General features: G+C 68.6%; 24 protein-coding genes. 17 read left to right on the top strand and 7 right to left on the bottom strand.

All coding sequences use genetic code 11. The features are described from left to right. Positions 1–13: 13 nt before the first annotated feature. A complete protein-coding gene (locus PSV23_RS02830) occupies positions 14–2,116 on the bottom strand; it encodes a malate synthase G (protein ID WP_370460983.1) in 2,103 nt (700 codons plus the stop codon). A 121-nt stretch (positions 2,117–2,237) separates the two neighbouring features. Between PSV23_RS02830 and PSV23_RS02825 the strand changes: the two genes are divergently transcribed. Continuing rightward, positions 2,238–2,921: a DUF1345 domain-containing protein gene (locus PSV23_RS02825; RefSeq protein ID WP_300465996.1), complete on the top strand. Its 684-nt coding sequence runs from the start codon at positions 2,238–2,240 to the stop codon at positions 2,919–2,921. Positions 2,922–3,204: 283 nt separating this feature from the next. After that, a complete protein-coding gene (locus PSV23_RS02820; protein WP_300465995.1) occupies positions 3,205–4,701 on the top strand; it encodes a DEAD/DEAH box helicase in 1,497 nt (498 codons plus the stop codon). A gap of 97 nt (positions 4,702–4,798) precedes the next feature. Here the strand turns inward: PSV23_RS02820 and PSV23_RS02815 are convergent, their stop codons facing one another. Next, positions 4,799–5,104, bottom strand: a complete 306-nt coding sequence (locus PSV23_RS02815) for a hypothetical protein (protein WP_300465994.1) — start codon at positions 5,102–5,104, stop codon at positions 4,799–4,801. A 339-nt stretch (positions 5,105–5,443) separates the two neighbouring features. Then, complete coding sequence (gene ctrA / locus PSV23_RS02810) at positions 5,444–6,157, bottom strand: response regulator transcription factor CtrA (protein ID WP_300465993.1); 714 nt, start codon at positions 6,155–6,157, stop codon at positions 5,444–5,446. A 298-nt stretch (positions 6,158–6,455) separates the two neighbouring features. On the opposite strand from ctrA, the gene PSV23_RS02805 reads away from it, so the two are divergent. The 3 genes from PSV23_RS02805 (at position 6,456) to PSV23_RS02795 (ending at position 8,202) form a co-directional block, all read left to right on the top strand. Further along, positions 6,456–6,812 carry a chromosomal replication initiator DnaA gene (locus PSV23_RS02805; protein WP_300465992.1) on the top strand — a complete coding sequence of 119 codons (357 nt, stop codon included), beginning with the start codon at positions 6,456–6,458 and terminating at the stop codon, positions 6,810–6,812. Further along, positions 6,809–7,540 (top strand): DUF6456 domain-containing protein, encoded by a 732-nt coding sequence (locus PSV23_RS02800; RefSeq protein ID WP_300465991.1) that lies wholly within the window; start codon positions 6,809–6,811, stop codon positions 7,538–7,540. The genes PSV23_RS02805 and PSV23_RS02800 overlap by 4 nt, the downstream gene beginning before the upstream one ends. A 68-nt stretch (positions 7,541–7,608) precedes the next feature. Continuing rightward, positions 7,609–8,202, top strand: coding sequence for a hypothetical protein (locus PSV23_RS02795; RefSeq protein ID WP_300465990.1), 594 nt, complete (start codon positions 7,609–7,611; stop codon positions 8,200–8,202). On the opposite strand, the gene PSV23_RS02790 is transcribed toward PSV23_RS02795, so the two are convergent. Next, entirely contained in the window at positions 8,196–8,624 is a 429-nt protein-coding gene (locus tag PSV23_RS02790; protein WP_300465989.1) for a SufE family protein, read from the bottom strand. The genes PSV23_RS02795 and PSV23_RS02790 overlap by 7 nt on opposite strands. Positions 8,625–8,795: 171 nt before the next feature. Between PSV23_RS02790 and PSV23_RS02785 the strand changes: the two genes are divergently transcribed. Then, a complete protein-coding gene (locus PSV23_RS02785) occupies positions 8,796–10,481 on the top strand; it encodes a HAMP domain-containing sensor histidine kinase (protein ID WP_300465988.1) in 1,686 nt (561 codons plus the stop codon). A 3-nt stretch (positions 10,482–10,484) separates the two neighbouring features. Here the strand turns inward: PSV23_RS02785 and PSV23_RS02780 are convergent, their stop codons facing one another. Beyond that, positions 10,485–11,345, bottom strand: coding sequence for a hypothetical protein (locus PSV23_RS02780; RefSeq protein ID WP_300465987.1), 861 nt, complete (start codon positions 11,343–11,345; stop codon positions 10,485–10,487). A 56-nt stretch (positions 11,346–11,401) separates the two neighbouring features. On the opposite strand from PSV23_RS02780, the gene PSV23_RS02775 reads away from it, so the two are divergent. The 3 genes from PSV23_RS02775 (at position 11,402) to PSV23_RS02765 (ending at position 13,864) form a co-directional block, all read left to right on the top strand. Beyond that, entirely contained in the window at positions 11,402–11,731 is a 330-nt protein-coding gene (locus PSV23_RS02775) for a DUF1491 family protein (protein ID WP_300465986.1), read from the top strand. Between the two features lie 151 nt (positions 11,732–11,882). Next, positions 11,883–12,263 (top strand): hypothetical protein, encoded by a 381-nt coding sequence (locus PSV23_RS02770; RefSeq protein ID WP_300465985.1) that lies wholly within the window; start codon positions 11,883–11,885, stop codon positions 12,261–12,263. 77 nt (positions 12,264–12,340) lie between these two features. After that, a complete protein-coding gene (locus PSV23_RS02765) occupies positions 12,341–13,864 on the top strand; it encodes a lipopolysaccharide assembly protein LapB (RefSeq protein ID WP_300465984.1) in 1,524 nt (507 codons plus the stop codon). Between the two features lie 17 nt (positions 13,865–13,881). On the opposite strand, the gene PSV23_RS02760 is transcribed toward PSV23_RS02765, so the two are convergent. Then, positions 13,882–14,016, bottom strand: a complete 135-nt coding sequence (locus tag PSV23_RS02760) for a hypothetical protein (protein WP_300465983.1) — start codon at positions 14,014–14,016, stop codon at positions 13,882–13,884. 161 nt (positions 14,017–14,177) lie between these two features. Here PSV23_RS02760 and PSV23_RS02755 point away from each other — a divergent pair, with 161 nt between their 5' ends. The 4 genes from PSV23_RS02755 to PSV23_RS02740 all read left to right on the top strand — a co-directional run bounded on the left by PSV23_RS02755 (position 14,178) and on the right by PSV23_RS02740 (position 20,307). Continuing rightward, entirely contained in the window at positions 14,178–15,809 is a 1,632-nt protein-coding gene (locus PSV23_RS02755) for a peptide chain release factor 3 (protein ID WP_300465982.1), read from the top strand. A 61-nt stretch (positions 15,810–15,870) separates the two neighbouring features. Beyond that, positions 15,871–17,385: a hypothetical protein gene (locus tag PSV23_RS02750; RefSeq protein ID WP_300465981.1), complete on the top strand. Its 1,515-nt coding sequence runs from the start codon at positions 15,871–15,873 to the stop codon at positions 17,383–17,385. 83 nt (positions 17,386–17,468) lie between these two features. Beyond that, on the top strand, positions 17,469–18,956 hold the full coding sequence (locus tag PSV23_RS02745; RefSeq protein ID WP_300465980.1) for a DUF1570 domain-containing protein: 1,488 nt from the start codon (positions 17,469–17,471) through the stop codon (positions 18,954–18,956). A 103-nt stretch (positions 18,957–19,059) separates the two neighbouring features. Next, entirely contained in the window at positions 19,060–20,307 is a 1,248-nt protein-coding gene (locus PSV23_RS02740) for a hypothetical protein (protein ID WP_300465979.1), read from the top strand. A gap of 65 nt (positions 20,308–20,372) precedes the next feature. On the opposite strand, the gene cysQ is transcribed toward PSV23_RS02740, so the two are convergent. After that, positions 20,373–21,158: a 3'(2'),5'-bisphosphate nucleotidase CysQ gene (cysQ, locus tag PSV23_RS02735; RefSeq protein WP_300465978.1), complete on the bottom strand. Its 786-nt coding sequence runs from the start codon at positions 21,156–21,158 to the stop codon at positions 20,373–20,375. Between the two features lie 89 nt (positions 21,159–21,247). Here cysQ and chpT point away from each other — a divergent pair, with 89 nt between their 5' ends. From chpT to PSV23_RS02715, 4 genes are all read left to right on the top strand, one after another. Beyond that, positions 21,248–21,916 (top strand): histidine phosphotransferase ChpT, encoded by a 669-nt coding sequence (gene chpT, locus PSV23_RS02730; protein ID WP_300465977.1) that lies wholly within the window; start codon positions 21,248–21,250, stop codon positions 21,914–21,916. Positions 21,917–22,017: 101 nt separating this feature from the next. Beyond that, positions 22,018–22,389: a response regulator gene (locus PSV23_RS02725; protein ID WP_300465976.1), complete on the top strand. Its 372-nt coding sequence runs from the start codon at positions 22,018–22,020 to the stop codon at positions 22,387–22,389. Positions 22,390–22,393: 4 nt separating this feature from the next. Next, positions 22,394–23,209, top strand: coding sequence for a protein-glutamate O-methyltransferase CheR (locus PSV23_RS02720; RefSeq protein WP_300465975.1), 816 nt, complete (start codon positions 22,394–22,396; stop codon positions 23,207–23,209). A gap of 97 nt (positions 23,210–23,306) precedes the next feature. Further along, positions 23,307–23,756 carry a hypothetical protein gene (locus PSV23_RS02715; protein ID WP_300465974.1) on the top strand — a complete coding sequence of 150 codons (450 nt, stop codon included), beginning with the start codon at positions 23,307–23,309 and terminating at the stop codon, positions 23,754–23,756. The last annotated feature ends 43 nt before the right edge of the window (positions 23,757–23,799 follow it).

Raw genomic sequence — 23,799 nt, 5'->3', positions numbered from 1 at the left:
CCTCCCGGCGCCATCAGGTCAGGATCTTGGCCATCCCGCGGAACTGATGCAGCAGCGGCTCCGTATAGCCGTTGGGTTGGGTGACGCCGTCGAACACGAGCGCCCGCGCGGCCTGGAAGGCAAGACTTCCGCCGGGGTCGGACGCCATCGCACGGTACAGCGGATCGCCTCCGTTCTGGACGTCGACCTTCGCCGCCATCCGCAGCAGAGCCGCATCGACCTGTTCCGCCGTGCAGACGCCGTGCAGCAGCCAGTTGGCCATGTGCTGGGAGGAGATGCGCAGGGTCGCGCGGTCTTCCATCAGGCCGATGTCGTGAATGTCCGGCACCTTGGAGCAGCCGACACCCTGATCGATCCAGCGCACGACATAGCCGAGCAACCCCTGGGCGTTGTTGTCCAGCTCCTCGGCGATCTCGGCCTCAGACCAGTTGCGGCCCGTGGCCAGCGGCGGGGTCAGAAGCGCCTCGAGACCGGGAACCGGCCGGGCCGCGATGGCGTCCCTCAGCGCGAAGACATCGGTCTGGTGATAGTGCAGCGCATGCAGGGTCGCCGCCGTCGGGCTGGGCGTCCAGGCGGTATTGGCCCCGGTCTTCGGATGGGCGGCCTTCTGTTCCAGCATCTCGGCCATGCGGTCGGGCGCGGCCCACATCCCCTTGCCGATCTGCGCCTTGCCGGACAGGCCGCATTGCAGGCCGATGGCGACGTTGCGCGCCTCATAGGCCGCGATCCAGGTGGACGACTTGATCTCGCCCTTCCGCACCACCGGCCCCGCCTGCATGGCCGTGTGGATTTCGTCGCCCGTGCGATCCAGGAAGCCGGTGTTGATGAAGACGATCCGATCCCTCACCGCATGGATGCAGGCCGCGAGGTTGGCTGAGGTGCGGCGCTCCTCGTCCATCACCCCCACCTTGACCGTGTGCCGCGCCAGACCCAGCAAATCCTCGACCGCGTCGAACAGGGCGTCGGTGAAGGCGCACTCGCCCGCCCCGTGCATCTTGGGTTTGACGATGTAGATCGAGCCTGCCCGGCTGTTCCGGAACCGCCCCTGCCCCTTCAGGTCGTGCATCGCGGCCAGCGAGGTGACGATGGCGTCCAGCACACCCTCGGGCGCGTCCGATCCATCGGCCAGCCGCACCGCCGGCGTGGTCATCAGATGGCCGACGTTGCGCACGAACAGCAGCGACCGGCCCGGCAGGGTCACGGTCGATCCGTCCGGCGCGACGAAATCCCGATCCGGCGCCAGCGCCCGGGTCATCGACCGGCCGCCCTTGTCGAAGGTCTCGCTGAGGTCGCCCTTCATCAGGCCCAGCCAGTTGCGATACGCGGCTGTCTTGTCGGCCGCGTCGACGGCGGCGACCGAGTCCTCCAGGTCGACGATCGTGCTCAGCGCCGCTTCCAGCACCACGTCGGAAATCCCGGCCGGGTCGGTCGCGCCGATCGGATGGTCGGGGTCGAACACCACCTCGATGTGCAGCCCGTTGTGTCGGAACAGCCGCGAGCCCTCGCCGCGGCCGACAAACTGGTCAGGGTCGCGGAGAACGATGCCATCCGCGTCGGTAAGATCGGCCCAACCGCCGCCGGCCAGCGGAACGGCCTCGTCGAGGAAGGCCTTGGCCCGCGCCACCACCCGCGCGCCCCGAGCCGCGTCATAGGGACCGGCCGATGGTGAATCGCCCAGGGCGTCCGTGCCGTAGAGCGCGTCATACAGACTGCCCCACCGGGCATTGGCGGCGTTGAGAACAAAGCGTGCGTTCAGGCTCGGCACCACCAGCTGGGGTCCGGCCAGGGTCGCAACCTCGGCGTCGACATTGCGCGTGCCGATGGCGAAAGGGGCCGGCTCGTCGATCAGATAGCCGATGTCGCGCAGGAAGGCGGTGGCGGCGGGGACGTCGTAGGGCTGGCCGCGTCGCGCCGCATGCCAGGCGTCGATCCGCGCTTGCAGATCGTCACGCACCGCCAGCAGCCGCCGGTTCTCCGGCGCGAACCGGTTGAATACCGCCGCGACGCCGGTCCAGAAGGCGTCAGGTTCCAGCCCCGTCCCCGGCAGCGCCTCGCCTTCGATGAAGGCGGCCAGTTCGTGAGCAACCTGAAGTCCGGCGCGCGGCGTCATCGGCATGGAACACTCCCTTGGGACGAGCCTGAAACATTCCGTGATGACCTGAGGGAAGTCGAGCGCTTTTCGCAGCCGCGAAGACGACAGGTCTTGCGGTGGCCGAAGACCAGCGCATCATCGCGCCATGAACGCATCTGGATGGCTGCGCCTGCACTGGCCGCTGATACTCCTTCTGCTGATCGCCCTGTCGAGCCTTGCGTGGCCGATCGGCGGCGGCTGGCTGTCCCGGCTGGCGCTGGGCTGGGATGTGGGCGTCGGCCTGTTCCTGGTCGAATCCGCCTTCAAGCTGACGCGCGCCCGATCGGCCGACGACATCCGCAAGCGCGCGGCGGCGCTGGACGAGGCCGGGGGCGCGGTTCTGCCCCTCGCCCTGTTCGCGGCCGTGGCCAGCATCGCCGTGGTCGTGGGCGAAGCGGTGCAGGTGGCCCACGACAAGGATCAGGCTGGCGGGGCGGCGGTTCTGGCCCTGGTGACCGTGGCCCTGTCCTGGACCTTCGTGCACGCCATCTTCGCCTTCCATTATGCCCACGATTTCTATGCGCCGGCCCCTGCGGGCGGCAGCCGCGCCAAGGGCAGGACGAGGGACCGCGGCGGCTTGATCTTCCCCGGCGGCGAAGACCCTGACTACTGGGACTTCGTCCATTTCTCCCTGATCATCGGCGTGGCCCAGCAGACCGCGGACATCCAGATTTCCGACAAGGCGCTGCGCCGCACCGCCACCGTTCACAGCGTCACGGCCTTTCTCTTCAACACCGTCATCGTGGCCCTGACGGTCAATCTGGCGATCAGTCTGCTGGGCGGCGGTTAACCTCCGCGCCTTGACTTGGCCGTATTGAGCGCCCATTTGCGCTGCGTCGCACAATTGCGATTACCGGCGCCTCCAGCGCGTGTGGGTCTCCCGAATACGGAAACCTGACTGTAGCAGTCGCCGGCTCCTCAAGATTCATTCGCTGCCCGGACACGCGGGGCGGCGCCCGATCCACCCCGAAGGTCTCCTCCCTGAGACCCTGTCGGGACTGGCGGTGCGCGGCCTTATCGGCGTTGAGCCATGGCTGATGCGCGTCGCCGCATACGCGAAAGAAGCCGCTCACATGAGCAAGACATTCGACTCCTTCGGCCTGAATCCGGCCCTGCTGCAGGCGCTGGCCTCCGAAGGCTACACCACCCCCACCCCGATCCAGGCCCAGGCCATCCCCGACGTGATGCTGGGCAAGGACCTGCTGGGCATCGCCCAGACCGGCACCGGCAAGACCGCCGCCTTCGCCCTGCCGATCCTGCATCGCCTGGCCGCCAACCGCATCCCGCCCGTGCCCCGCACCACGCGCGTTCTCATCCTGTCGCCGACCCGCGAACTGGCCAGCCAGATCGCCGAGAGCTTCAAGAGCTACGGCAAACACCTCGGCTTCCGCGTCGCCGTCATCTTCGGCGGCGTGAAGTACGGGCCGCAGGAACGCGCCCTGCAGCAGGGCCTCGACGTCCTCGTCGCCACCCCCGGCCGCCTGCTGGACCACATGCAGCAGAAGACCCTGGACCTCAGCCAGACGGAAGTCTTCGTCCTCGACGAGGCCGACCAGATGCTGGACCTCGGCTTCGTCAAGCCGATCCGCCAGATCGTCAGCCGCATCCCGGCCAAGCGCCAGAACCTGTTCTTCTCGGCCACCATGCCGACCGAGATCGGCAAGCTGGCCGGCGAACTGCTCAAGGATCCGGTCAAGGTGTCGGTGACGCCCCAGGCCACCACGGTCCAGCGCATCAGCCAGTCGATCATCCACATCGAACAGGGCCGCAAGCGCGCCCTGCTGACCGAGATGTTCGCCGATCCGGGCTACACCCGCTGCCTGGTCTTCACCAAGACCAAGCACGGCGCCGACAAGGTCGCGGCCTATCTGGAAGCCGGCGGCGTCGAAGCCGGCGCCATCCATGGCAACAAGAGCCAGCCCCAGCGTGAACGCACCCTGGCCGCCTTCAAGGCCGGCAAGCTGCGCGTCCTGGTCGCCACCGACATCGCCGCCCGCGGCATCGACGTCGACAACGTCTCGCACGTGCTGAACTTCGAACTGCCCTATGTGCCGGAAGCCTATGTGCACCGCATCGGCCGTACGGCCCGCGCCGGCGCCGAGGGCACGGCCATCAGCTTCGTGGCCGGCGACGAGATGAAACTGCTGCGCGACATCGAAAAGGTCACGCGTCAGAAGATCCCGTCGACCGACCGCCGCAACGACAAGTCGCTGGCCCTGCTGGACCAGTCGATCATGGCCTCGGGCGTCAAGTCCAAGGCGACGATGCCGGACCGCGAGGAACGCGACAACCGCGGCGGCCCGCGCAACCGCAATCCGCGCCGCGACGGCGTCAAGCTGGAAGGCGGCGGGCAACCGCACCGCGTCCGCAAGCCCGGTCCGGGCCGCGACGTGCGTCCGACGCCGGAACGCGCCTTCGACCCGATGGCGCGCGAGCGTCCGCGCTCCACCAACAACGACCCGCGCCACACCTCGGCCCCGGCCGAGACCAAGCCGGCCGGCGAGATCAAGCGCCGCCCCCGCAGCCGCCGCCCGTCCAACGGCGGCAAGGGCTACGTCGCCAAGAGCTGATCCGTTCGACGGCGTGAAAGCGCCGGCGACATAAAGACAAAAGGGTGCGGGCCGTCATGCGACGGTCCGCACTTTTGCGTTGGGCGTTGACGCCAGCTCAGGCTGAGACCCCAATGCGCTTCTCCTCGTAAAGCCGCTCGGTGACGACGCCGCCATTGTCTTGGGAGTATTTGCGTCCAACCCGGCCATCGGAGTCGCGATAAACGTTGAATTGCGCCCATCGTGGCCGATCTTCAGTCCCCGGCCGGGCATAGATCGGGGACAGGTCGATGCCGCTGTTGAAGAAGGCGACGGCGTCGGTTTCGATCCCGCAACCAGGCGGACTTTCCATGCGGCTCTGACACTGGCTCAAGCCGGTTTCTCTTCCACCATACCAGCACTGAAGGACGACATAGGCGACCATGGGCCTGCAGTCGGGACCAGTGACAAGGGATGTCCTGGACGTTGAAGCGCAGGCCGCCAGAAGGACACCGGCTCCAGCCAGGATCAATGGAACGAACCTCATCACCTTCTCCGACCTGTTCGGGCAGCATTGTGGATGTTGGCGCCTTCGGCCGGCAGCATGAAAGCGCGCTCTCGGCCACGCCGCCGATCATCTGCTGTTGGAAAGCCCTCCGCCGGCCCCAGCTTGGGTTCGCATGGACCTGCCGGCTGACTGGCTGTATCGCTCGCGCGCGCCGATCGCATAGAAAAAGCCCGCCGGATTGCTCCGGCGGGCTTTTGCATTCGATGTTCCGGTCGATCAGGCCGCGGCGCTGACCGGGGCCGGAGCCGAGGTTTCCGACGGGTCGCGCAGCACATAGCCGCGGCCCCAGACGGTCTCGATATAGTGTTTGCCGCCCGCCGCCGTCGCCAGCTTCTTGCGCAGCTTGCAGATGAAGACGTCGATGATCTTCAGCTCGGGCTCGTCCATGCCGCCGTACAGGTGGTTCAGGAACATTTCCTTGGTCAGGGTCGTGCCCTTGCGGAGCGAGAGCAGCTCCAGCATCTGGTATTCCTTGCCCGTCAGATGGACGCGGTGGCCGTGCACCTCGACCGTCTTGCCGTCCAGGTTCACGGCGATCTCGCCGGTGTGGATGATGGCCTGGGCGTGACCCTTCGAACGGCGGACCACGGCGTGGGTGCGCGCGATCAGTTCGTCCTTGTGGAAGGGCTTGGTCATATAGTCGTCGGCGCCGCCGCCGAAGGTCTTGACCTTGGTCTCGATCTCCGAGGTTCCGGACAGGATCATCACCGGGGTGTTGACCTTGCCGACACGCAGCTGACGCAGAACCTCGAGACCGTTCATGTCCGGAAGGTTAAGATCGAGCAGGATCAGATCGTAGTCATAGATCTTGCCCAGATCGATACCCTCTTCGCCGAGGTCCGTCGTGTAGACGTTGAAGCCTTCCGACTTCAGCATCAACTCGATGCTCTGCGCGGTCGCGTGATCGTCTTCGATAAGCAGAACGCGCATTGATGCCCCTCCAGGCAAAGCTTGACAATCATTCCCGACATCCAATGCCGGGTAACCTTGTTCGAGAGTTAACCGAGTAAAAACTTAAGAAAGGTTAACGCCACCCCATTGAGGCGAATCGTAGGCTGATTTGCGAATCGGCGTCGAGAGTCCTGAGTCAAGCAGACGCATTTTCCTCCAAAGGGGGCCTCCCACCCCGTCCTACGTCCGAATTCGACGTATCACAGGATTATATTCCTATCTCAAGTAAGGCGGAGTTCGAACGGGCGCCGTCAAGCCGGTTGATGGAGGATATCGGATGAGTGAGGCGTATCGCGTGCCGGTCGCAGTGGAGGACCGTATTCGCGCGGGTCTGGCGATCCAGCTGGTGGCGGCGGCGACGGGGGTCACGGCTGAACGGATGAGGGCCCATGTCCGGCTGGGGGGCGCCGAATGTCGCGCGCGCCGGCTGGCGATGTATCTGGCCTACATCACATTCGGCTGGCCGCTGGAACGGGTCGGTCACGCCTTCGGGCTGAACCGGGCGACCGCCGCGGCGGCCTGCCGATGGGTCGAGGATGAACGCGACCGCCCGACCCTGGACGCCATGCTGGACCGGCTGGAGCGCTGCGTGCGCGAGGTGCTGGACGCGCCCGTGTGCGAGGTGCCGGCATGAGCGGCGGCCAACCAGGGACCGCCGCACGGGCCCGTCGCCTGCTGTCGCGCTGCGGCGGCTGGATCGAGGCCGCGCCGGACGGCTATGCGCTCAGGGTCGGGCGGGATCGACGGGCGTGCGTTCTCCTGACGGTCGACGAGGCGGTGTTTCGGGACCTGACCGGGACTCCGGGGCTGAAAATCCGGCCCGGTGGAGGCTGGATGGCGCGCACCACCGCTCCGCGGCCGTCGCCGGAGGTAACAGGACCGGGTCGACCCGGGGTGATCGAGGGCGTCCGTCCGGTCATGGAAGGCGATGGCGAGATCGCCTTGCGTCGCGCCAATCTGGGCCAGTCCGCGATCGCCTGGCTGGCGCGCCACAGGGACGCGGACGGCCGCGCCTGGCTGTCTCGCGCCGAGGTCGCGGCAGCCGACCGTCTGGCCCGCGACGCGGAGGCCGCCATGCGGGGCCCCTCGATCACCATGCGGTGGGACGCCCTGCCGCGCGCTGGCGCGGGCGGCGACGCGGCGGGACGAACCGGTCCCGGCGCATCGGCCATGGCGGCGAGCCGGCGGGTCGAGGCGGCGCTCGCGGCCTGTGGACCCGCCTGCGGAATGGTCGAGGCGATATGCATCCGGTCTTCCGCGCTGCAGGCGGCGGAACGGGACCTCGGCCTCGCTCGCCGGCGCGGCAAGGCCCTGCTGAAGACGGGGCTGATGGCCCTGGCGAACCACTACCGCATCGGTTGACCGACGGAGCTCGCACCGCCTGACGTTACAGGCTCGTAACTGTCGCCTCCCGGGCTTCGGCCCTAAGGGTGACCATCGGCCGCGCATGTCGCCGCGCCGCACACAGCGGACCATTTTCAACAATCGGCGAACCGGGGATCAAGTTGAAGTTTGTTGCTTACGCCACTGTGGCGAGTCTGTGCCTGATCAGCACCCCGGCCCTTGCGCAGGAACTGCTGGTGGCGCGCATGTTGACCCAGGTCTGTCTGCCGTACGCCACCCGCGCCCAGAGCTTCGAAAAATCGGTGCGGGCCGCGCGGGACCTGGAATTCCGCCGGCCCGCCGGAAGCAACACGCCTCTGGATGACTGGGCGTCGGAGATCGACCTGATCTCCAGGGACGGCGAGTGGCGAATCCGCATCGAGGAAGGGACCCTCGAACAGGGCGACAGCTCGGTCTACGCCGCCAGTTGCACGATCTCTTCCCGGCACGCCAGCGTACGGGAGCTGGCAGATCTGGGCCGCCGCGCTTTTGGTGATCCGGCGCGCTGGTCCACCTCGCCGGACGATCGCCTGCGCTGGGAACGGCGCACCCCGCGGCCCGAGGAATACCGTCTTTCCGTCGAGGTCGCGGCTCCGGCGGACCGCCTCCCGACGATGACGATAACCGGCTTCTACTACTGAACCGCGGCCGCCGCGGCGTCACGTATCCGGCCCACCATGGCGTTCAGGCCGTTGGCGCGCTGGCGCGTCAGCGCGGACGGCAGGCCGAGGCGATCAAGGGCTGCGCGGGCGTCGAAGGCCAGGATTTCGTCTGGCCGGCGGTTCGAATAGAGCTTCAGCAGCAGTGCGATATTGCCCTTGGACAGGGCGCTGTCGCTGTCGGCGAGGAAGCTCAGACGATCCCCGCTGGGCCGCACGGCCAGCCAGACCTGGGCGGCGCAGCCCGGCACCTTGTTGGCCTCGATGCGATCCGCCTCCGGCAAGGCCGCCAGCCCCTTGCCCAGTTCGATGACGTATTCGATCCGACCCTCCCAGTCGCCCAGCAGGTCGAACTCGTCCACCAGCTCGGCCAGGGTGTCATCGATGGAGGGATCAGCGGTCATGCGGGCCAGATAGGCCGGGCCGGCGTTAACGACAACCTCGCAACCTGTCCCCGGAAAAGCGCCAGGCCGGGCTGCCGGCCAGTCGCCTGGAACGCGTGCGTGCTTTGGACGACTCAGCCGCAAGGCTAGGCTGGAGGGCCGCCGGCGTTCCCGGCTTTTCCCGTCGCGCCCTTGATCCAGCCCGCCCGCCCCGATTCCGGACCCGTCGCCGCCCCTGACCCGGGCGATCGTCCCGCGCTGGCCGCGTGGCATGCCGGCTGGGCCGTGGCCGCCGCCCTGCTCGCGCTGGGTGGACGATGGATCGGCGGCGTCGACGGGCCCGTCTTCTACGGCGTCCTCGCCATGGTGGCGCCGGGCCTTACGGGCCTCGGCCTGCTGCGGCGCGACGGCGCGGGCGAGCGGATGATGCTTCTCGGCGTATGGGGACTGGCGGCTTTCGTGTCCGCCGCGCTGTCGGGCGGTCTGACCGGACCGCTGACCGGCTTTGTCTTCCTGCCGCTGGCGGCCGGTATCGCCCTCGGCGGCCCCCGGCCCGTCCAGGCCGGCGCGCTGGCGGTCGGTCTCGCCGCCTTGGCCGGCCTGCTCTCGGCCTGGCTGGTCAGGCAGGGCCCTCCACTGCCGGCGCTGGCGGCGATTTCCGCCCTGCTGACGGCGGGAGCCGCCGCCCTGGCCGTGCGCCTGTCGTGGCGGCAGCGCGAAAGACGGCTGGAGACCGCCGAGGCGGACGCTGCAAGGATCGAAACCCTGCTGGCGGCCCAGCCCGGCTTGATGCTGGTCCTCGAGCCGTCGGGCCGGGTCGTGGCCGCCTATGGCGCGCCGCCGACCTATCTGCCGGTGGACCCGCTGTTCGACAGCGGACTTGTCGCGGCGGTCCACGCGCCAGACCGGCCGCGCGTTCTGGGCGCCATGGAGCGGGCCATGGGCGGTCAGGACGGCATGGCCCTGTTCGCCCCGCGCCTGGCTCTGGATCGACGGGCCCAGATGATCGTCCGCCGGCTCGACGACGCCTCGGGTCCGCGGCTGGTGGCCCAGATCTTCGACGCCACGGCGCAGTACGCCCGCGAACTGGGCCTCGAAGCCGCCCGCAACGAGGCCGAGGCGCGCGAGGCCGGCAAGACCCGCTTCCTGGCCAACATGAGCCACGAGTTGCGCACGCCGCTGAACGCCGTGCTGGGCTTCTCGGACATCATGCGCCAGCGCATCTTCGGCCCCCTGCCCGACCGCTATGGCGAATACGCCGAGAACATCCACCAGGCCGGCGGCCACCTGCTGGACCTGATCAACGACCTGCTGGACGTCGCCAAGATCGAGGCCGAGCGCTACACCCTGACGCTGGAGCGGGTCGACGCACGCGAGACGGTGTCGGCGGCCATGGCCCTGGTCCGGGTCAACGCCGACGACAAGGGCGTCAGCCTGTCCAGCGTCCTGCCCGGTGATCCCGTCGAGGTCTCGGCCGACCGGCGGGCGCTGAAACAGATCACTCTGAACCTGCTGTCCAATGCGGTGAAGTTCACGCCTCCGGGCGGCACGATCATCGTGACGGTCGAGGCCATCGGCCCCTATCTGGAGGTCGTCGTCGCCGACACGGGCGTCGGCATCGCGCCCGAGGACGTGCGCCGTCTGGGCCGGCCCTTCGAACAGGCGGGCGAGATCGAGCAGCGCCGTCAGGGCACGGGCCTGGGCCTGTCCCTTGTCCGCGCCTTCGCCGAGCTGCACGGCGGCCGGATGAGCATCGACAGCACCCTGGGCGAGGGCACGGCGGTGACGGTGCGGCTGCCCGTGGCCCTTGTGGCCCGCGCGCCGGCCCCGGAAGGCGGCGCCGAGATCATTCCGATGCCGATGAAGAACGGGGCCTAGCCCCTACAGCATTCCCATCGCCAGGAACGCCCGCCCCGCGGTAAAGTCGCCGGCCTCGAACTTCGCCGTGGCGACGCTGCCGTCGCGGAAATGGAATTCGATCGCGAAGGTCTCGCGCGGATCCAGCCGCTCAAGGGCGGCGGCGGTCGAGGCGGGGAAACGCCAGACCTCCCCGGCGCGATGGCCTTCCGACAGCAGTTCAGGATCGGCGGGCGCGACATTCGCCGCCCACAGACTGGCGCGCGAGGCCGCCGGGACCAGGCCGTCTCCCGCCAGCCAGGCGCGCGGAACCTTGTTCGGGTCGCGCAGCACGATCCGCGCGGCGTTCGGACGTGAGCGTCCGACGAAACTGACCACCGCGACCAGATCCGACGTCTCGTCCTGCCCGGCATAGCCGAAGGCGACCGGAGAGGCGCCGACGATCGACGTCTGCTGCAGCCGCCAGCCCACGCCGGCGGAGCGCAGGCGGTTGGCGGTCCAGTTCCCGCGCTCGCCGGGGAAGCTCATGCGCGGCGTCCGCAGCCAGCCCGAGAAGGCGTCGTCCACCCGGCTCCGCACCGTCGCCAGCTGCGGATCCCGGCACGAGACGGCATGGGCCCGCGACCGGGCCCGGGCCGCCGTGGCGCTCAGGTCCGCTTCAGCTGCGCCGGACCGCAGGGCCGCGCCCCGGGCCTGGGCCGTCGCGGCGCCGAGGGCGGCGTCGATGCGCGCGTCGAACAGGCCGCAGCGCTGGTCGGCCGCGACCATGAAGGCGCGCTCGTAATAGGTGTCGGAGGGCCCGGCCCACGCCACCTGCGGCGCGCACAGGACGGCGGCGGCCAGAAGGGCGGCTTTGGTCTTCGGGGCGGTCTGGCCTATCGTCATGGGCCGCACCCTACGCGTCATGCGTTCCGGTACGGTTTCCGGGCAGGGTTATCAAAGTGCTTCTATCCAGCGACCTCTGGGTCTCCGCCCTGATCCGCCGCGCCGAGCTGTCGGGCGCCTTCGCCACGGTCGCGCGCAAGGGCGACGCCCGGGCCGGCACGGTCATCGTCAAGGCGTTCGACACCTCCACCCGCCGCGCCAGACTCTATAGTGAGGCCTTCGGCCCCGACGGCGAACGTCTGTGGATTCAGCCGGTCGAGAGCGAGTTCGAAAGCGAACTGGACGCCTGGATCCAGCGCCAGGCCGGCTACGACCCCGACATCTGGGTGGTCGAGATCGAGGACCGCGAGGGCCGACACTTCATCACCGAGAAGGTCGCCGCCTGATCCCGGAGCCGGCTATGGAAACCGCCGGGTTAACGCCGCCGCCGACAGTGCGAAATGCTTAACCGCGTTCGGGAACGGAACCGCAAGCGCCTTGGCCTAGGGTCATCTTCAACGGGCCGGGAAACGAGCCCGGCGATGGTGGGTGTTGTCGATGCTCTTTCTTCTCAACGACGTTGTGTTCGATCTGGATGAGGCCTCGCCGGTCACGCCGGGCGACGCGCGCCGGTTCGAGAACCTGGGTCTGGACTATGTTCTGGAACTGGGTTGCGAGCTGTTCGCCGAAGACCCTCTGATGCACAAGACCGATCCGCAGCGCGCGCGCCGTCTGGCCTGGCTGATCCACGACCGGTCGCCCGAGGTCAACGCCGCCCTGTTCGCCGCCCCGGCCGTCGGCTGCGACCCGTCACTGGTTGAGCCGCAGTTCTGCGCCCTGCCCGCCGCCATCATGCGCCAGCTCAAGACCCGCGCTTCCAAGGGCAAGCTGGACGCCGTCGCCGCCGACCGCGCGGTCTGGATGCGCCTCGCCGCCTGATCGCGATTTCTCCCCGCACAACCTTGGACAGCATTGTCCGGGCTGGATAGGGTGACTGTTCCAGTCGGGGAGTCGGTATGCGTTTCATGAACTGGGTCGGGCCGATGGTCCTGGCCGCCCTTGCACTGACCCTGGTCGGCGTCGCGCCCGCCCGCGCCGAATGGCTGAAGGCCGAGAGCGAGCGCTTCATCGTCTATGGCGACGGCAACCCGCGCCAGTTGATCGCCTATACCGAAAAGCTGGAGACGTTCGACCGGCTGCTGCGCTGGAAGATGGGCCTGCCCATCGACGAGGTTCCGCCTCGCAAGCTGCCGATCTATCTGGTCGATTCCGCCGGCCTGCGGCGGGTGTCGCCGGCGATCGGCGACACCGTCGCCGGCTTCTATGCCGCCCGCGAAGAGGACATTTTCGCCGTGGCCCTCCGCGGCGGCATGGGCGACGACGTCCTGCTGCACGAGTACGCGCACCATTTCATGATGCAGAACGTGCCGTTCGCCTATCCCGCCTGGTTCATCGAAGGCTTCGCGGAATATTTCATGACCGCGGACATCAACGAGACGCGGATTCTGATCGGAAAACCCAATGAGGCCCGCGGGTCCTGGCTTCGGGGAACGACCTGGATCTCGATGAACGACCTGCTGGCCAAGCGGTCGGGCGAGGTGCGGCGACGGAACGCGACCTACTATCCGCTGGCCTGGCTGACGACCCACTGGTTCATGGGCAATGACGCGCGCTTCAACCAGTTGCGGGCCTATCTGCTGGATGTCGGCGCCGGCGGAAATGCGATCGAGGCCATGCCCCGGGCCACCGGTATGACCAACGCCGAACTGCGCCGGGAACTGCGCGGCTACATGGGTCGGATTCCCTATATGGAGATCCGGAACTTCTTCCCGCGGGCCCAGGTGACGGTGACTCCGCTTGCGGCCTCGTCGCGCGATTTCCTGCTCATGACCCAGCGGCTGACCGGGGTGCCGACGTCGCACAGCGACTCGACGCTCTCCGAGGTTCGCCGTCTGGCCGAACGGCATCCCGACGATCCCGCCGCCATGCTCGCCCTCGGTCACGCCGAAATGCATCTGGGCGACCGCGACGCCGGCGAAGCGGTGCTCCGGCGGCTGATCACCGCCCATCCCGATCACGTCGAGGGTCACCAGTATCTGGCGAGGTCGCTGCTCGAACGCGCCGCCGAGGACGGCGCGGAGGTCCGCCCCCTGAAGGCCGAGGCGCAGAGATTGCTTGGCCGGGCGTTCGAGCTGGACGACGCCAACTACCGCACCTTCATGCTGCTGGCCGAGACGCGTGAGGGCAGCCCCGGCTACCCCAGCGAGAACGACATCCTGACCCGTGAATTGGCGCTGCAACTGGCCCCGCAGCTGGACAAGGCGCGGATCGACATGGCCCGCACCTATCTGGCCGCCGGTCGCCGGGAGGACGCCATCCGGACCATCGAGGTCCTGGCCAACGATCCGCATGGCGGCGACGACGCCAAGGCGGCCCAGGCGCTGCTGAACCAGGCGCGCGGTCTCAGCGAAGCGGAAGCGCTGGCGGAGGACGCCGCGGCGGACTCGGTCGATGAAGACCCTGCGCCGCAAGGCAACTGAGGCGACGAGTCTGACCCTCAGACCAGCACGTTGAAGACGATGTGCACGATGGTCGCGCCCAGGACGATCACGCCGAAGCCGACGATCAGTGAAAGGGCGGGGTGCGGTCCGTCGTGGTGCGGCGGCGGATCCACGGAGGGGTTCAGGGCCATGGCCGATTCCTTCGTTTCCAAAGGCGGCGCCCGATTGCGTGACCGGGTCGTCTCGCCGGAACCGACGATGACTCCAAAAGCCCTGTCTGGCGAGGGGTTATTCGCCGGCGAGTGACTTTCGGCCCGGTCCGCGCTACGTCCCGCCGCCCAACGGATCGAACATGTCGAAGCTCACTCTCGAACAGGAGGCCCTGCGCCGCAGGACCTTCGCCATCATCGCGCACCCGGATGCGGGCAAGACCACGCTGACCGAGCATATCCTGCTGGCCGGCGGGGCCATCCGCGCGGCCGGGGCCGTGCGCGCGCGCGGCGAGAACCGACGCACCCAGTCCGACTGGATGAAGATCGAGAAGGAGCGCGGCATCTCCGTCTCGGCCTCGGTCATGACGTTCGAGCACGACGGCAAGATGTTCAACCTGCTCGACACGCCCGGGCACGAGGACTTCTCGGAAGACACCTACCGCACCCTGACCGCCGCCGACTGCGCCATCATGGTGCTGGACGCCGCCAAGGGTATCGAGCCGCAGACGCTGAAGTTGTTCGAGGTCTGCCGCCTGCGCGACATTCCGATCATCACCTTCATCAACAAGCTGGACCGCGAGGCCCAGGACCCGATGGCCCTGCTGGACGAGATCGCCAGCCGGCTGCAACTGGACCCGGCCCCGATCTGGTGGCCCGCCGAAAGCGGCAACCGCCTGCGCGGCATGGTCGAGATGGGCACAGGCCGGTTCCAGCCCTACGCTCGCAAGCCCGCCGGCTCAGCCGAGGACGTGCCCCACCCCGAGGCCCTGCCGCTGGCCGAGGCGGCCCGGTATTTCGAGCCCGGCGAACATCAGGCGCTGCTCGACGCCCGGGAGCTGGTCGAGGGCGGCTATCCGGCCTTCGACCGCCAGTCCTTCCTCGAGGGCCATATGACCCCGGTGCTGTGGGGCTCGGCCCTGCGCCATTTCGGCATCGACGAACTGCTGGCCGCTATCGGCGAATGGGCCCCGCCGCCCAAGGTCATGAAGGCGCACAAGGCCGCCCCGGCCGGAACCCGCAACGCCGCCGAGCCGGTGGCCATCACGGTCGCGCCCGGCGAGGCCGAGGTCACCGGCTTCGTCTTCAAGGTCCAGGCCAATATGGACCCCAACCACCGCGACCGCATCGCCATGTTCCGCATGGCCTCGGGCAAATTCCAGCGCGGCATGAAGCTGAAGGTCCAGAACACCGGCAAGCAGTTGTCGGTGAACGCCCCCATCATGTTCTTCGCCAGCGACCGCGAACTGGCCGAGGACGCCTATGCCGGCGACGTCATCGGCATTCCCAACCACGGCGTGCTGCGCGTCGGCGACAGCCTGTCCGAGAGCGGCCTGATCCGCTTCGCCGGCCTGCCCAATTTCGCCCCGGAAATCCTCCAGCGCGTCCGGGTCAAGGATCCGCTCAAGGCCAAACACCTGAAGAAGGCGCTGGACGGCCTGGCTGAGGAGGGCGTGACCCAGCTGTTCCGCCCCGAGATGGGATCTGACTTCATCGTCGGCGCCGTCGGCCAGCTGCAGTTCGAGGTCATGGCCGACCGCCTGGGCGAAGAATACGGCCTCGAAGTCATCTTCGAGCCCTCGCCTTGGGCCGAGGCGCGCTGGATCGGCGGGACCAGGGCCGATCTTGAGGACTTCATGGGCAAATACCGCGGCCAGATGGCCCGCGACATCGACGACGATCCCGTCTTCCTGGCCAAGTCGAGCTGGGAGACCGGCTATGTGATGGAGCGGTTCCCGACGGTGGCGTTCACGAAGACGAAGGAGCGGGGCTAGAACGCTCTGGACAACCTGTCATGGAGACCGGCTATTTTCATCCGGTTGCATGAGAGAATCCATGACTGCTCCGAGCCGTTTCGCCGCCGCCCTTCGGATCACCCTGATCAGCGCGGCGATCACAGCCGTTCCCGGACTGGCCCACGCCGACTGGCGGAAGGCGGAGACCCGGCATTTCGTCGTCTACAGCAACGGTTTCGAGCGCGACCTGCGGGACTATGCGATCGAGCTGGAGCGCATCGATCAACTGTTGCGCACCTGGTTCGCCCTGCCGGAGCAGCAGGACGAACGCAGACTGCCCGTCTACATCGTGCGCAACCGCACCGACCTGGGGATTGTCGCGCCTGAACTGCCAGAACGTATCGCGGGCTTCTATTCGGCCAACTTTCGCGACATCCGCGCCGTGGCGGTCAGAGCCGAGGGTGACGAGACCCTGCGACACGAGTACGGGCACCATTTCATGTTCCGGAACTTTCCGGGCGCCTATCCCGCCTGGTTTCGCGAGGGCTTCGCCGAGTTCTTCAGCACCGCGACCGTAAGTCCGGCGGGACGCGCCGCCGTGGGCAAGACCCCGTTCAACAGCGTTCGGGTGTTGAACAATCTCCGTTGGCTGCCGATGGAGGCGGTGCTGGGCGGCCCCCCCAACCTGCAGGACGGTCGCGAGACCGCGGCCTTCTACGCCCAGTCCTGGCTGCTGACGCACTGGACGCTGACGGATCCCGATCGGCGCGGCCGCATGGAAAAATACCTGGCCGATACGGCGCGCGGCGTGGCGATTGATACGGCCTTGAGAACGCATTTCGACATGGACGCCGAACAGCTGGGCCGAACCCTGAGGGCCTACCTCGACGCGGGTCCCCGGTACGCCGAACTGGAACTTGGCGCGGCGAGTCCCGCGTTGACCACTTCGGCCCTGCCCGACAGTGCGAACGAGGTCCTGCTGCTCGACATCAACGCCCGCGACGGCGGTCCCGCCAACCAGGGGCCGGCCGTACTGGACCGGGCGCGACAGGCGGCGGAACGGCATCCCGGCGATCTGCTGGCCCAGTCGATGGTGGCGAGGGCCGAGCTTCGCTGGGGCGATCCCGCGAAGGCGGAGCAGGCCGTCCAGCCCTTGCTCGACGCCGACCCGACCAATGTCGATCTGTTGTTGCTGATGGCCGACGCCCGGATAACGGCCGGCGACAAGCTCACCGATCCGGAGGCGCGAGAGCGGCTCTACCGCCAGGCGAGAGGGTTCCTGGCCCGGGCGTATGAGGCCGATCCCCTTGAACACCGGGTCTATCAGTCCATCGCCTACAGCCGACGGTTCACCCCGGACTATCCGACCGCGAATGACGTGGAACTCTGGCGGCGAGCGGTCGCCATCGCACCTGAAGTCGCCAGCAACCGCGCGGTGACCGCGGAGGCTATGCTCAACCACGGCCTCGTCGACGAGGCCGAGCAAGTCATCCAGCCCATCGCCAACGATCCGCACGGCCGCGAAACGCCCGCCCGGATCCAGCGCATCCTGACCCGAATCGCCGAGGCCCGGGCCGGCGCCGCGACATCGGCTCCGGCCGGCCCGGCGGACTGACCCGCGCGAGCCATCGACAACCTCTGGCTGGACCGCGCAGCGCAAAACGGGCTTAGAATGGGGGACGCCCCAGGAGTTCCGTCTTGCCGTCAGCCGTTCATCGTCTTCTCCTCGCCCTGGCGCTGATCGCGCTGACGCCGGCGACCGCCCTCGCGGAATGGCGTCGCGCCGAAAGCCCGAACTTCATCGTCTACAGCCACGGCTCCGAACGGATTCTGCGCGAATACACGGCCAAGCTGGAGCGTTTCGATGCGCTCATGCGCATCCGCTTCGGCGGCGGAGGGGGCGACGATATCCGCAAACTGCCTGTCTATCTGGTGGACGACGACGCGGCCCTGCGGGTCGCCCTGCCTGATCTCCCGGAGGGCATCGCCGGCTATTATTCGTCCAGCGAGAACGACATCTTCGCCATCCTGGTGCGGGGCAAGAGCGACGATATCCTGCTGCACGAATACACCCACCACTTCATGGCCAGGAGCGGCGACGGCCGGTACCCGGGCTGGCTCAGCGAGGGGCTTGCGGAATATTTCGCCACGGCGACGGTGTCCGAGCGGGGAAAGGCGTCCTTCGGCCTGCCCGACCCCGGCCGTCAGTATGCGCTGCAGCAGAACCGCTGGCTGCCGATGGACCAGCTTCTGCGGGCCAAAGGCTCGCTGGATATCGGCGACCGGACGGGCCGGAGCATGTACTACGCCCAATCCTGGGCCCTGACCCATTGGGTGTTCAGCGACCAGGAGCGCGTCCGAAACCTGGTCGCCTGTCTGGCGGCGATCAACGGCGGCCAGGACGCCGTCGAGGCGTGGCAGGCGGTCTTCGGCATGAACCCCGAGCAGCTGACCGCCCAGCTGCGCGCCTATGTTCGCGGCAGCCTCCGATATGCGCAGCTCGACATCCCTCCCGTCACCCCGACGATCACGGTTTCGACCCTGTCGCCGGCGGCGGACGCCGTCCTTCTGCCCATGATCAACGCCCGTGCGCCTGACCCCGCCGACATCGACGGGCCGGCGCTGCTGGCGTCGCTGCGTGCGGCCGCCGCCCGCTTCCCGGACGATCCCCTGGCCCTGGTCGCGCTCGGCCGCGCCGAGCGGCAGTGGGGCGACGACGCGGCGGCGGAGACCGCGCTGGCCAGGGCGCTGGAAAGGCAGGCCGACAACATCGAAGGCCTGCTGCTCATGGCGGATATCGTCGAGGAGCGCGGGGATCTGGCGGCCGACGAAGCGGACGGCCTGCGACAGCGCCGTCTGGCCCAGGGACTGCTCCGGCGGGCGTTCGAGGCCGATCCCACCGATTACCGCGTCTACGCCGCCCTGGCGCGTATCCGGCGCAACACCCCGGACTATCCCAACGACAACGACCTGGAGACCTGGGCCCTCGCCGTGCGCTACGCGCCCCAGGTCATGTCGATCCGTGGCGACGCCGCGATCGCCATGCTGGAGACGGGCCATTACGACGACGCGATCACCCTGCTGACGCCCATCGTCAACGACCCGCACGGCGGCTCCCATGTCCAGTGGGGCCGGGACCTGCTGGAACAGGTCGAGCAGCGGCGCACCGCGGCCGGTTCGAACTGAGTTCACGGTCGGGCAGAACTCCCGGCGCGGCGCTGCGTTTGCACCTTGCATCCCCGGGACGCCTGTTTGGTCCCGAAGCGGGACGACCGGAGCGCCTGATCTGATGTTCGAATTCGGCCGGGATTTGAGAAAGCTGTTCGAGAAGGCGCGCGAGAGCGACGACCTCGGCTGGCTGGAGTTGATCGGCGCGGACCTGGTCGAGGCCGAGGCCCGCCGCGAGGCGATCGACGCGGGCCGCGTGTCCTGCACCCAACCGTTCGCGGGCTGGATGCGCGCCTCCGCCCTGTGGCGCGAGCACGCCCGACGCACCGGCCGGCGGACCAGTCTGGACCGGGCGGCCTCCGCCGCCTCGGACGCCTCCCGGCACACGACGACGCCGGATCAGACAGCCGCCGCGGCCATCGAGTCAGGCGAAATTCACCTGTTGCGCTTTGACCTGTTCGGCGGACCCGAGAAGCTGACGGCTGCGCTGGCCGACGTTCAATCCCTGACCGCGGAACGCCCTGCGACCCGGGCGAGCGCAGCGGCGCTGCATGCTCGCCTGACGGCGCGCCGGGCCCGGCTGTCGGGCGAGCCGTCCGTCATGCTGGACGCCGCCGCCCTGCTGGACGCCGCCGTCCACGGCGCCAGGGGCATGCCCCAGACCATGGGCGACGACCTGAGACTGGATCGCGCCTCGCTTTCGCTCGAGGCGGGGGTGGCCCGTCGCGACGGCCGGCTGCTGGATCAGGCCGGACGCGACCTGCGGGTTCTGGTCGAGGCCGCCTCGCCCGACTACCGCCCCCTGACCCGCGCCCGCGCCCTGGCGTTGGCCGGCGCCGGCCGGATGGCCCTTGCGCGGCTGGCGCGGAACGAGGCCGCGACCGAACAGGGCCGGGCCCTGTTCGACGCCGCCGCCGACCAGTTCAACCCGGATCACAGCCCCCTGGACTGGGTCGCCGTGCAACTGGCTCAAACCCCGGGCGAGACGCCCCTGTTGTCCCTGGCCCAGGCCGAAACCCTGACCCGCGAGCCCGGACTGGTTCTGGGCGCCCTGACGCGGGAACGGCGACTGGCGGCGGAAGCCGACCTGGCCGAGGACGTGGGCGACATCGCCGCCCTTGTCGGGCTGGAGACGATCGTCCGTCAGCGTCTGCTGGCGCGCGCTTCGCAACCTGTGGACTGGGCCGCCGACCAGATTGTCATGGCGCGGCTGGCCATGGCCAGGGGGCGGCTGATGGGGGTCGAACCCCGCGCGATCGGCCTGATGCTGGCCGAGGCCATGGAGACCGCCCGCGAATGCGGCGCGCCGGCGCTGGTCGAGCGGGCGATGCTGGCGATGCCGGAAAAGGAAATGGGGGTCAGGGGTTAGGGGCGAGGGCCCGGAACGGTCCCGCCATGGCGGCCGACCTCCCCGTCCTTCCCAACCCCCCGACCCTAGCCTCCCAGCGCCACGAACCCGCCGTTGGCGAAACGGGACTTGCCGTAGCGCAGCGGCTGGCCGTCCTCGCCCATGACCCGGCCGCCGGCGGCTTCCAGAACCGCCTGTCCGGCCGCCGTGTCCCATTCGGACGTCGGGCCCGTGCGCGGATAGGCGTCGAACCGCCCCTCGGCGATCAGACAGAATTTCAGCGACGAATCCGTGCCCTGCCACTGGACGCAGCCGTGGCGTGAGGCCAGGCGTTCCGCCTCGGCGTCGGTCATGCTGTGGCTCATCACGGCCATCGGCGAGGCGGGCCGGTTGCGCACCTTGATCGCCTGCCAGCCCTCGCCGAAGCGGCGGCGGAAGGCGCCGGCGCCCGGCGCGGCGCTGCGCCAGGTCGTGGCCGTGGCCGGGGCCGTCACCACGCCCGCGACCGTCGCGCCCTTGTGGACCAGGGCGATGTTGACGGTGAAGCTCTCGCGCCCCTCGATGAATCCGCGCGTGCCGTCCAGCGGATCGATCAGCCAGAACCACTCGGCCGCCGCGGCCGGCATGCCGGCGGCGGCCACGGCCTCCTCGGCGACGGTCTGGACGCCGGGATACAGCGCCTCCAGCCGGGCCAGGATCAGGGTCTCGGCCTCCTGGTCGGCCTGGGTCACGGGGCTGTCGTCGGCCTTGGTCTCCGCGACCACGCCGTTGCGCCAGTAGGGCAGGATGACGCGCGCGGCATCCTCGGCGATGTCGGCCAGCGCCTCGGCCAGTGCGCCGGACGCGAGGTCGGCGGTCAGTCGTTTGATCATGGCGCGGGATTAGAGCATCCGGACGGTTTCGCGAACCGGCAAATCAGGTCAGCGTCCGGCCTGATATCCGACTGTTGCTCCGGGGCCCTATGACCGACACCTCCACCGCCGCGCCTGATGGCCAGGCGCTTCCTGACGGGCAGGCCCTGGCCGCCCTGATCGCCGGCAAGCTGTGCCACGACTTCATCAGTCCGGCGGGCGCGATCAGCTCGGGCCTCGACCTGCTGAAGGACCCCTCGGCCCAGGACATGCGCGACGACGCCATGGGCCTGATCGAGGCCAGCGCGAGGAAGATGGTGGCCCTGGTCTCGTTCGCCCGCGTGGCCTTCGGCGCCGCGACATCGGCCGAACGCTTCTCGGGCGCCGAGCTGGGAGACCTGGTTTCGGGCCTGACCGAGGGCGGCCGCGCCACCCTGGACTGGAAGGCCGAGGACGCCAGCTATTCCAAGGCCCAGTCGCGGGCCCTGGTGAACCTGGCCTATCTGTCCATGGCCGCCCTGCCGTCCGGCGGGACCGCCGTCGTGTCCACCCGGCGCGAGGGCGACGATCTGGTCATGGAGGGGCTGGCCGAGGGAAACCGCGCCCGCCTGAAGGCCGAGGCCGTGTCGGGTCTGGCGGGACAGCCCCTGAGCGAAGGTCTGCCCGGTCAATGGATCCAGCCCTACTGGCTGTGGCTCACGGCGCACGACGCCGGCGGCTCGCTCGACGTCCGGTGCGAGGAAGGCCGCGTTGTCCTCTCCGCCCGCATGCCTAACTGAGACTTTAAGGCGGTTTCCAAAGGTCTCATTAACCGGCTCGGGGCGACTATAGACATGTCGCACACGCGGGCGTTGTGTGGCGGTGAATTGGAACCCGATCCGTGACCCCCAGAACCTGTCTCATCGTCGACGACAGCCGGATTATCCGCAAGGTCGCCCGGCGGATCGTCGAAGGGCTCGGTTTCGAGGTCGATGAAGCCGCCGACGGCGCCGAGGCCCTGGCCTTCTGCAGCGGGGTGATTCCCGAGGTCATCCTGCTGGACTGGTCCATGCCCGTGATGGACGGCATGACCTTCCTGCGCCGCCTGCGCGCCCTGCCCGGCGGCCTGGCCCCCAAGGTTCTGTTCTGCACCATCGAGACCCGCGCCGAACGCATCGCCGAGGCCCTGTCCGCCGGCGCCGACGACTATGTGATGAAGCCGTTCGACGGCGAGATCCTGACCTCGAAATTCGCCGAAGTGGGGGCCGTCTGACCCCATGACGCCGGACGACTTCGATCGCCTGCAGACTCTGATGGCCTCGCGCGCGGGGTTCAGGCTCACGCGCGACCGGATGAAGCTGGCCGAACACCGTCTGGGCCCCGTGGCCCGGCGCGAGGGGTTCGAGACGGTCGACGCCATGCTGGCCTCGCTCTGGGCCAAACCCGTCGCCTCGCTGGGCTGGGCGGTGATCGAGGCCCTGCTCAATCCCGAGACCTGGTTCCGCCGCGACCGCGCCAGCTTCGACACCCTCGCCCAGGAGCTGCTGCCGGCGCTGGGCAAGGCGCGCGGCGGTCAGCCGGTCCGGATCTGGTCCGCGGGCTGCTCGACCGGCCAGGAAGCCTGGTCCCTGGCCATCGCGGCCCAGGAAGCAGGCGTCGCCGTCGAGATCGTCGCCACCGACCTGTCGCAACGCGCGCTGGAAAAGGCCCGGTCGGGCGCCTACACGGGGTTCGAAATCCAGCGTGGGCTGAAGGCCGCGACCATGCTGCGCTGGTTCGATCAGGCCGAGGACGCCTGGATCGTCAGGGCCGAGCTGCGCGCCACCGTCCACTTCGCCCGCGCCAACCTGGCCGACGCGCCCACCGACGATCACCGCTTCGACATCATCTTCTGCCGTCATGTCCTTGGCGACGCCGATCCCGCGCGCCGCCGCGACATGTTCGACAATCTGGAACGCCGCCTGGTCGACGACGGCTGCCTGTTCCTCGGCCCCGACGAACAGCCTGACGGCGACAGCATCGCCTTCCGCGCGGTCGCCGGCCGCAAGGGCCTGTTCGTGAAATCGCCCGCGGCGCTGAGGCGCGCGGCCTGACGGGCCGTCGGCCCTAGTTGATCTTGCGGCGATGGTGTCGAACTTCGACGCGCTGCCCTAAGGTTGTCCACCTCAACCCCCGCAACGATGGATCACCATGAATGTCTTCGTCGGCCTCTGTTGTGCGCTGGCCTCGCTTCATCTGCAGACGGCCGAAACCTTCCCGATAGTTTCGAGGCTGTCCGGCGATGACCTGGCGCGCCGCGAGATCTCGGTCGACCTGATCGCAAGACCCGCCACAGAAGAAGTCTCGGTCTTTGCGGGACGCGTTGTGGAAGCCGAGGGACTCGTCTCGTGGGACGACAAGCCCATGATGGAGATGACGGCGGAGAACGGCCTCTCTTTCGCGGGGGTCACCGCAGGGAACGGACGAAATGTTTCGGTGGTCTATCTCACCGACCGCCCCGACAGCCTGCTGGTCTGCCGGATTCGCGCCCGAACAACGGCCTTCGACCACGCGAGGTATCGCGCCGCTCGATGGTGCGCTGGCCAGTTGGGTGTCGAGCTGCCCGAGCAACCTTCGCCACCCATCATCGTCGACTCCTGACATTCCTGAGGATGACGCGGGAGAAACGGCCCGCTAGCGTAGC

Source organism: Brevundimonas sp., assembly GCF_029946145.1.
In the GTDB taxonomy this organism is placed as follows: Bacteria; Pseudomonadota; Alphaproteobacteria; order Caulobacterales; family Caulobacteraceae; genus Brevundimonas.
The sequence above is the reverse complement of the archived record's forward strand: the minus strand, read 5'-3'. Positions and strand labels throughout refer to the sequence as shown.

Bases quoted from the DNA above. Each gene is read 5' to 3' on its own strand.
- PSV23_RS02830 (WP_370460983.1), bottom strand. From the start codon at position 2,116: ATGCCGATGACGCCGCGCGCCGGACTTCAGGTTGCTCACGAACTGGCC.
- PSV23_RS02825 (WP_300465996.1), top strand. From the start codon at position 2,238: ATGAACGCATCTGGATGGCTGCGCCTGCACTGGCCGCTGATACTCCTT.
- PSV23_RS02820 (WP_300465995.1), top strand. From the start codon at position 3,205: ATGAGCAAGACATTCGACTCCTTCGGCCTGAATCCGGCCCTGCTGCAG.
- PSV23_RS02815 (WP_300465994.1), bottom strand. From the start codon at position 5,104: ATGGTCGCCTATGTCGTCCTTCAGTGCTGGTATGGTGGAAGAGAAACC.
- ctrA (WP_300465993.1), bottom strand. From the start codon at position 6,157: ATGCGCGTTCTGCTTATCGAAGACGATCACGCGACCGCGCAGAGCATC.
- PSV23_RS02805 (WP_300465992.1), top strand. From the start codon at position 6,456: ATGAGTGAGGCGTATCGCGTGCCGGTCGCAGTGGAGGACCGTATTCGC.
- PSV23_RS02800 (WP_300465991.1), top strand. From the start codon at position 6,809: ATGAGCGGCGGCCAACCAGGGACCGCCGCACGGGCCCGTCGCCTGCTG.
- PSV23_RS02790 (WP_300465989.1), bottom strand. From the start codon at position 8,624: ATGACCGCTGATCCCTCCATCGATGACACCCTGGCCGAGCTGGTGGAC.
- PSV23_RS02780 (WP_300465987.1), bottom strand. From the start codon at position 11,345: ATGACGATAGGCCAGACCGCCCCGAAGACCAAAGCCGCCCTTCTGGCC.
- PSV23_RS02770 (WP_300465985.1), top strand. From the start codon at position 11,883: ATGCTCTTTCTTCTCAACGACGTTGTGTTCGATCTGGATGAGGCCTCG.
- PSV23_RS02765 (WP_300465984.1), top strand. From the start codon at position 12,341: ATGCGTTTCATGAACTGGGTCGGGCCGATGGTCCTGGCCGCCCTTGCA.
- PSV23_RS02760 (WP_300465983.1), bottom strand. From the start codon at position 14,016: ATGGCCCTGAACCCCTCCGTGGATCCGCCGCCGCACCACGACGGACCG.
- PSV23_RS02755 (WP_300465982.1), top strand. From the start codon at position 14,178: ATGTCGAAGCTCACTCTCGAACAGGAGGCCCTGCGCCGCAGGACCTTC.
- PSV23_RS02750 (WP_300465981.1), top strand. From the start codon at position 15,871: ATGACTGCTCCGAGCCGTTTCGCCGCCGCCCTTCGGATCACCCTGATC.
- PSV23_RS02740 (WP_300465979.1), top strand. From the start codon at position 19,060: ATGTTCGAATTCGGCCGGGATTTGAGAAAGCTGTTCGAGAAGGCGCGC.
- cysQ (WP_300465978.1), bottom strand. From the start codon at position 21,158: ATGATCAAACGACTGACCGCCGACCTCGCGTCCGGCGCACTGGCCGAG.
- chpT (WP_300465977.1), top strand. From the start codon at position 21,248: ATGACCGACACCTCCACCGCCGCGCCTGATGGCCAGGCGCTTCCTGAC.
- PSV23_RS02720 (WP_300465975.1), top strand. From the start codon at position 22,394: ATGACGCCGGACGACTTCGATCGCCTGCAGACTCTGATGGCCTCGCGC.
- PSV23_RS02715 (WP_300465974.1), top strand. From the start codon at position 23,307: ATGAATGTCTTCGTCGGCCTCTGTTGTGCGCTGGCCTCGCTTCATCTG.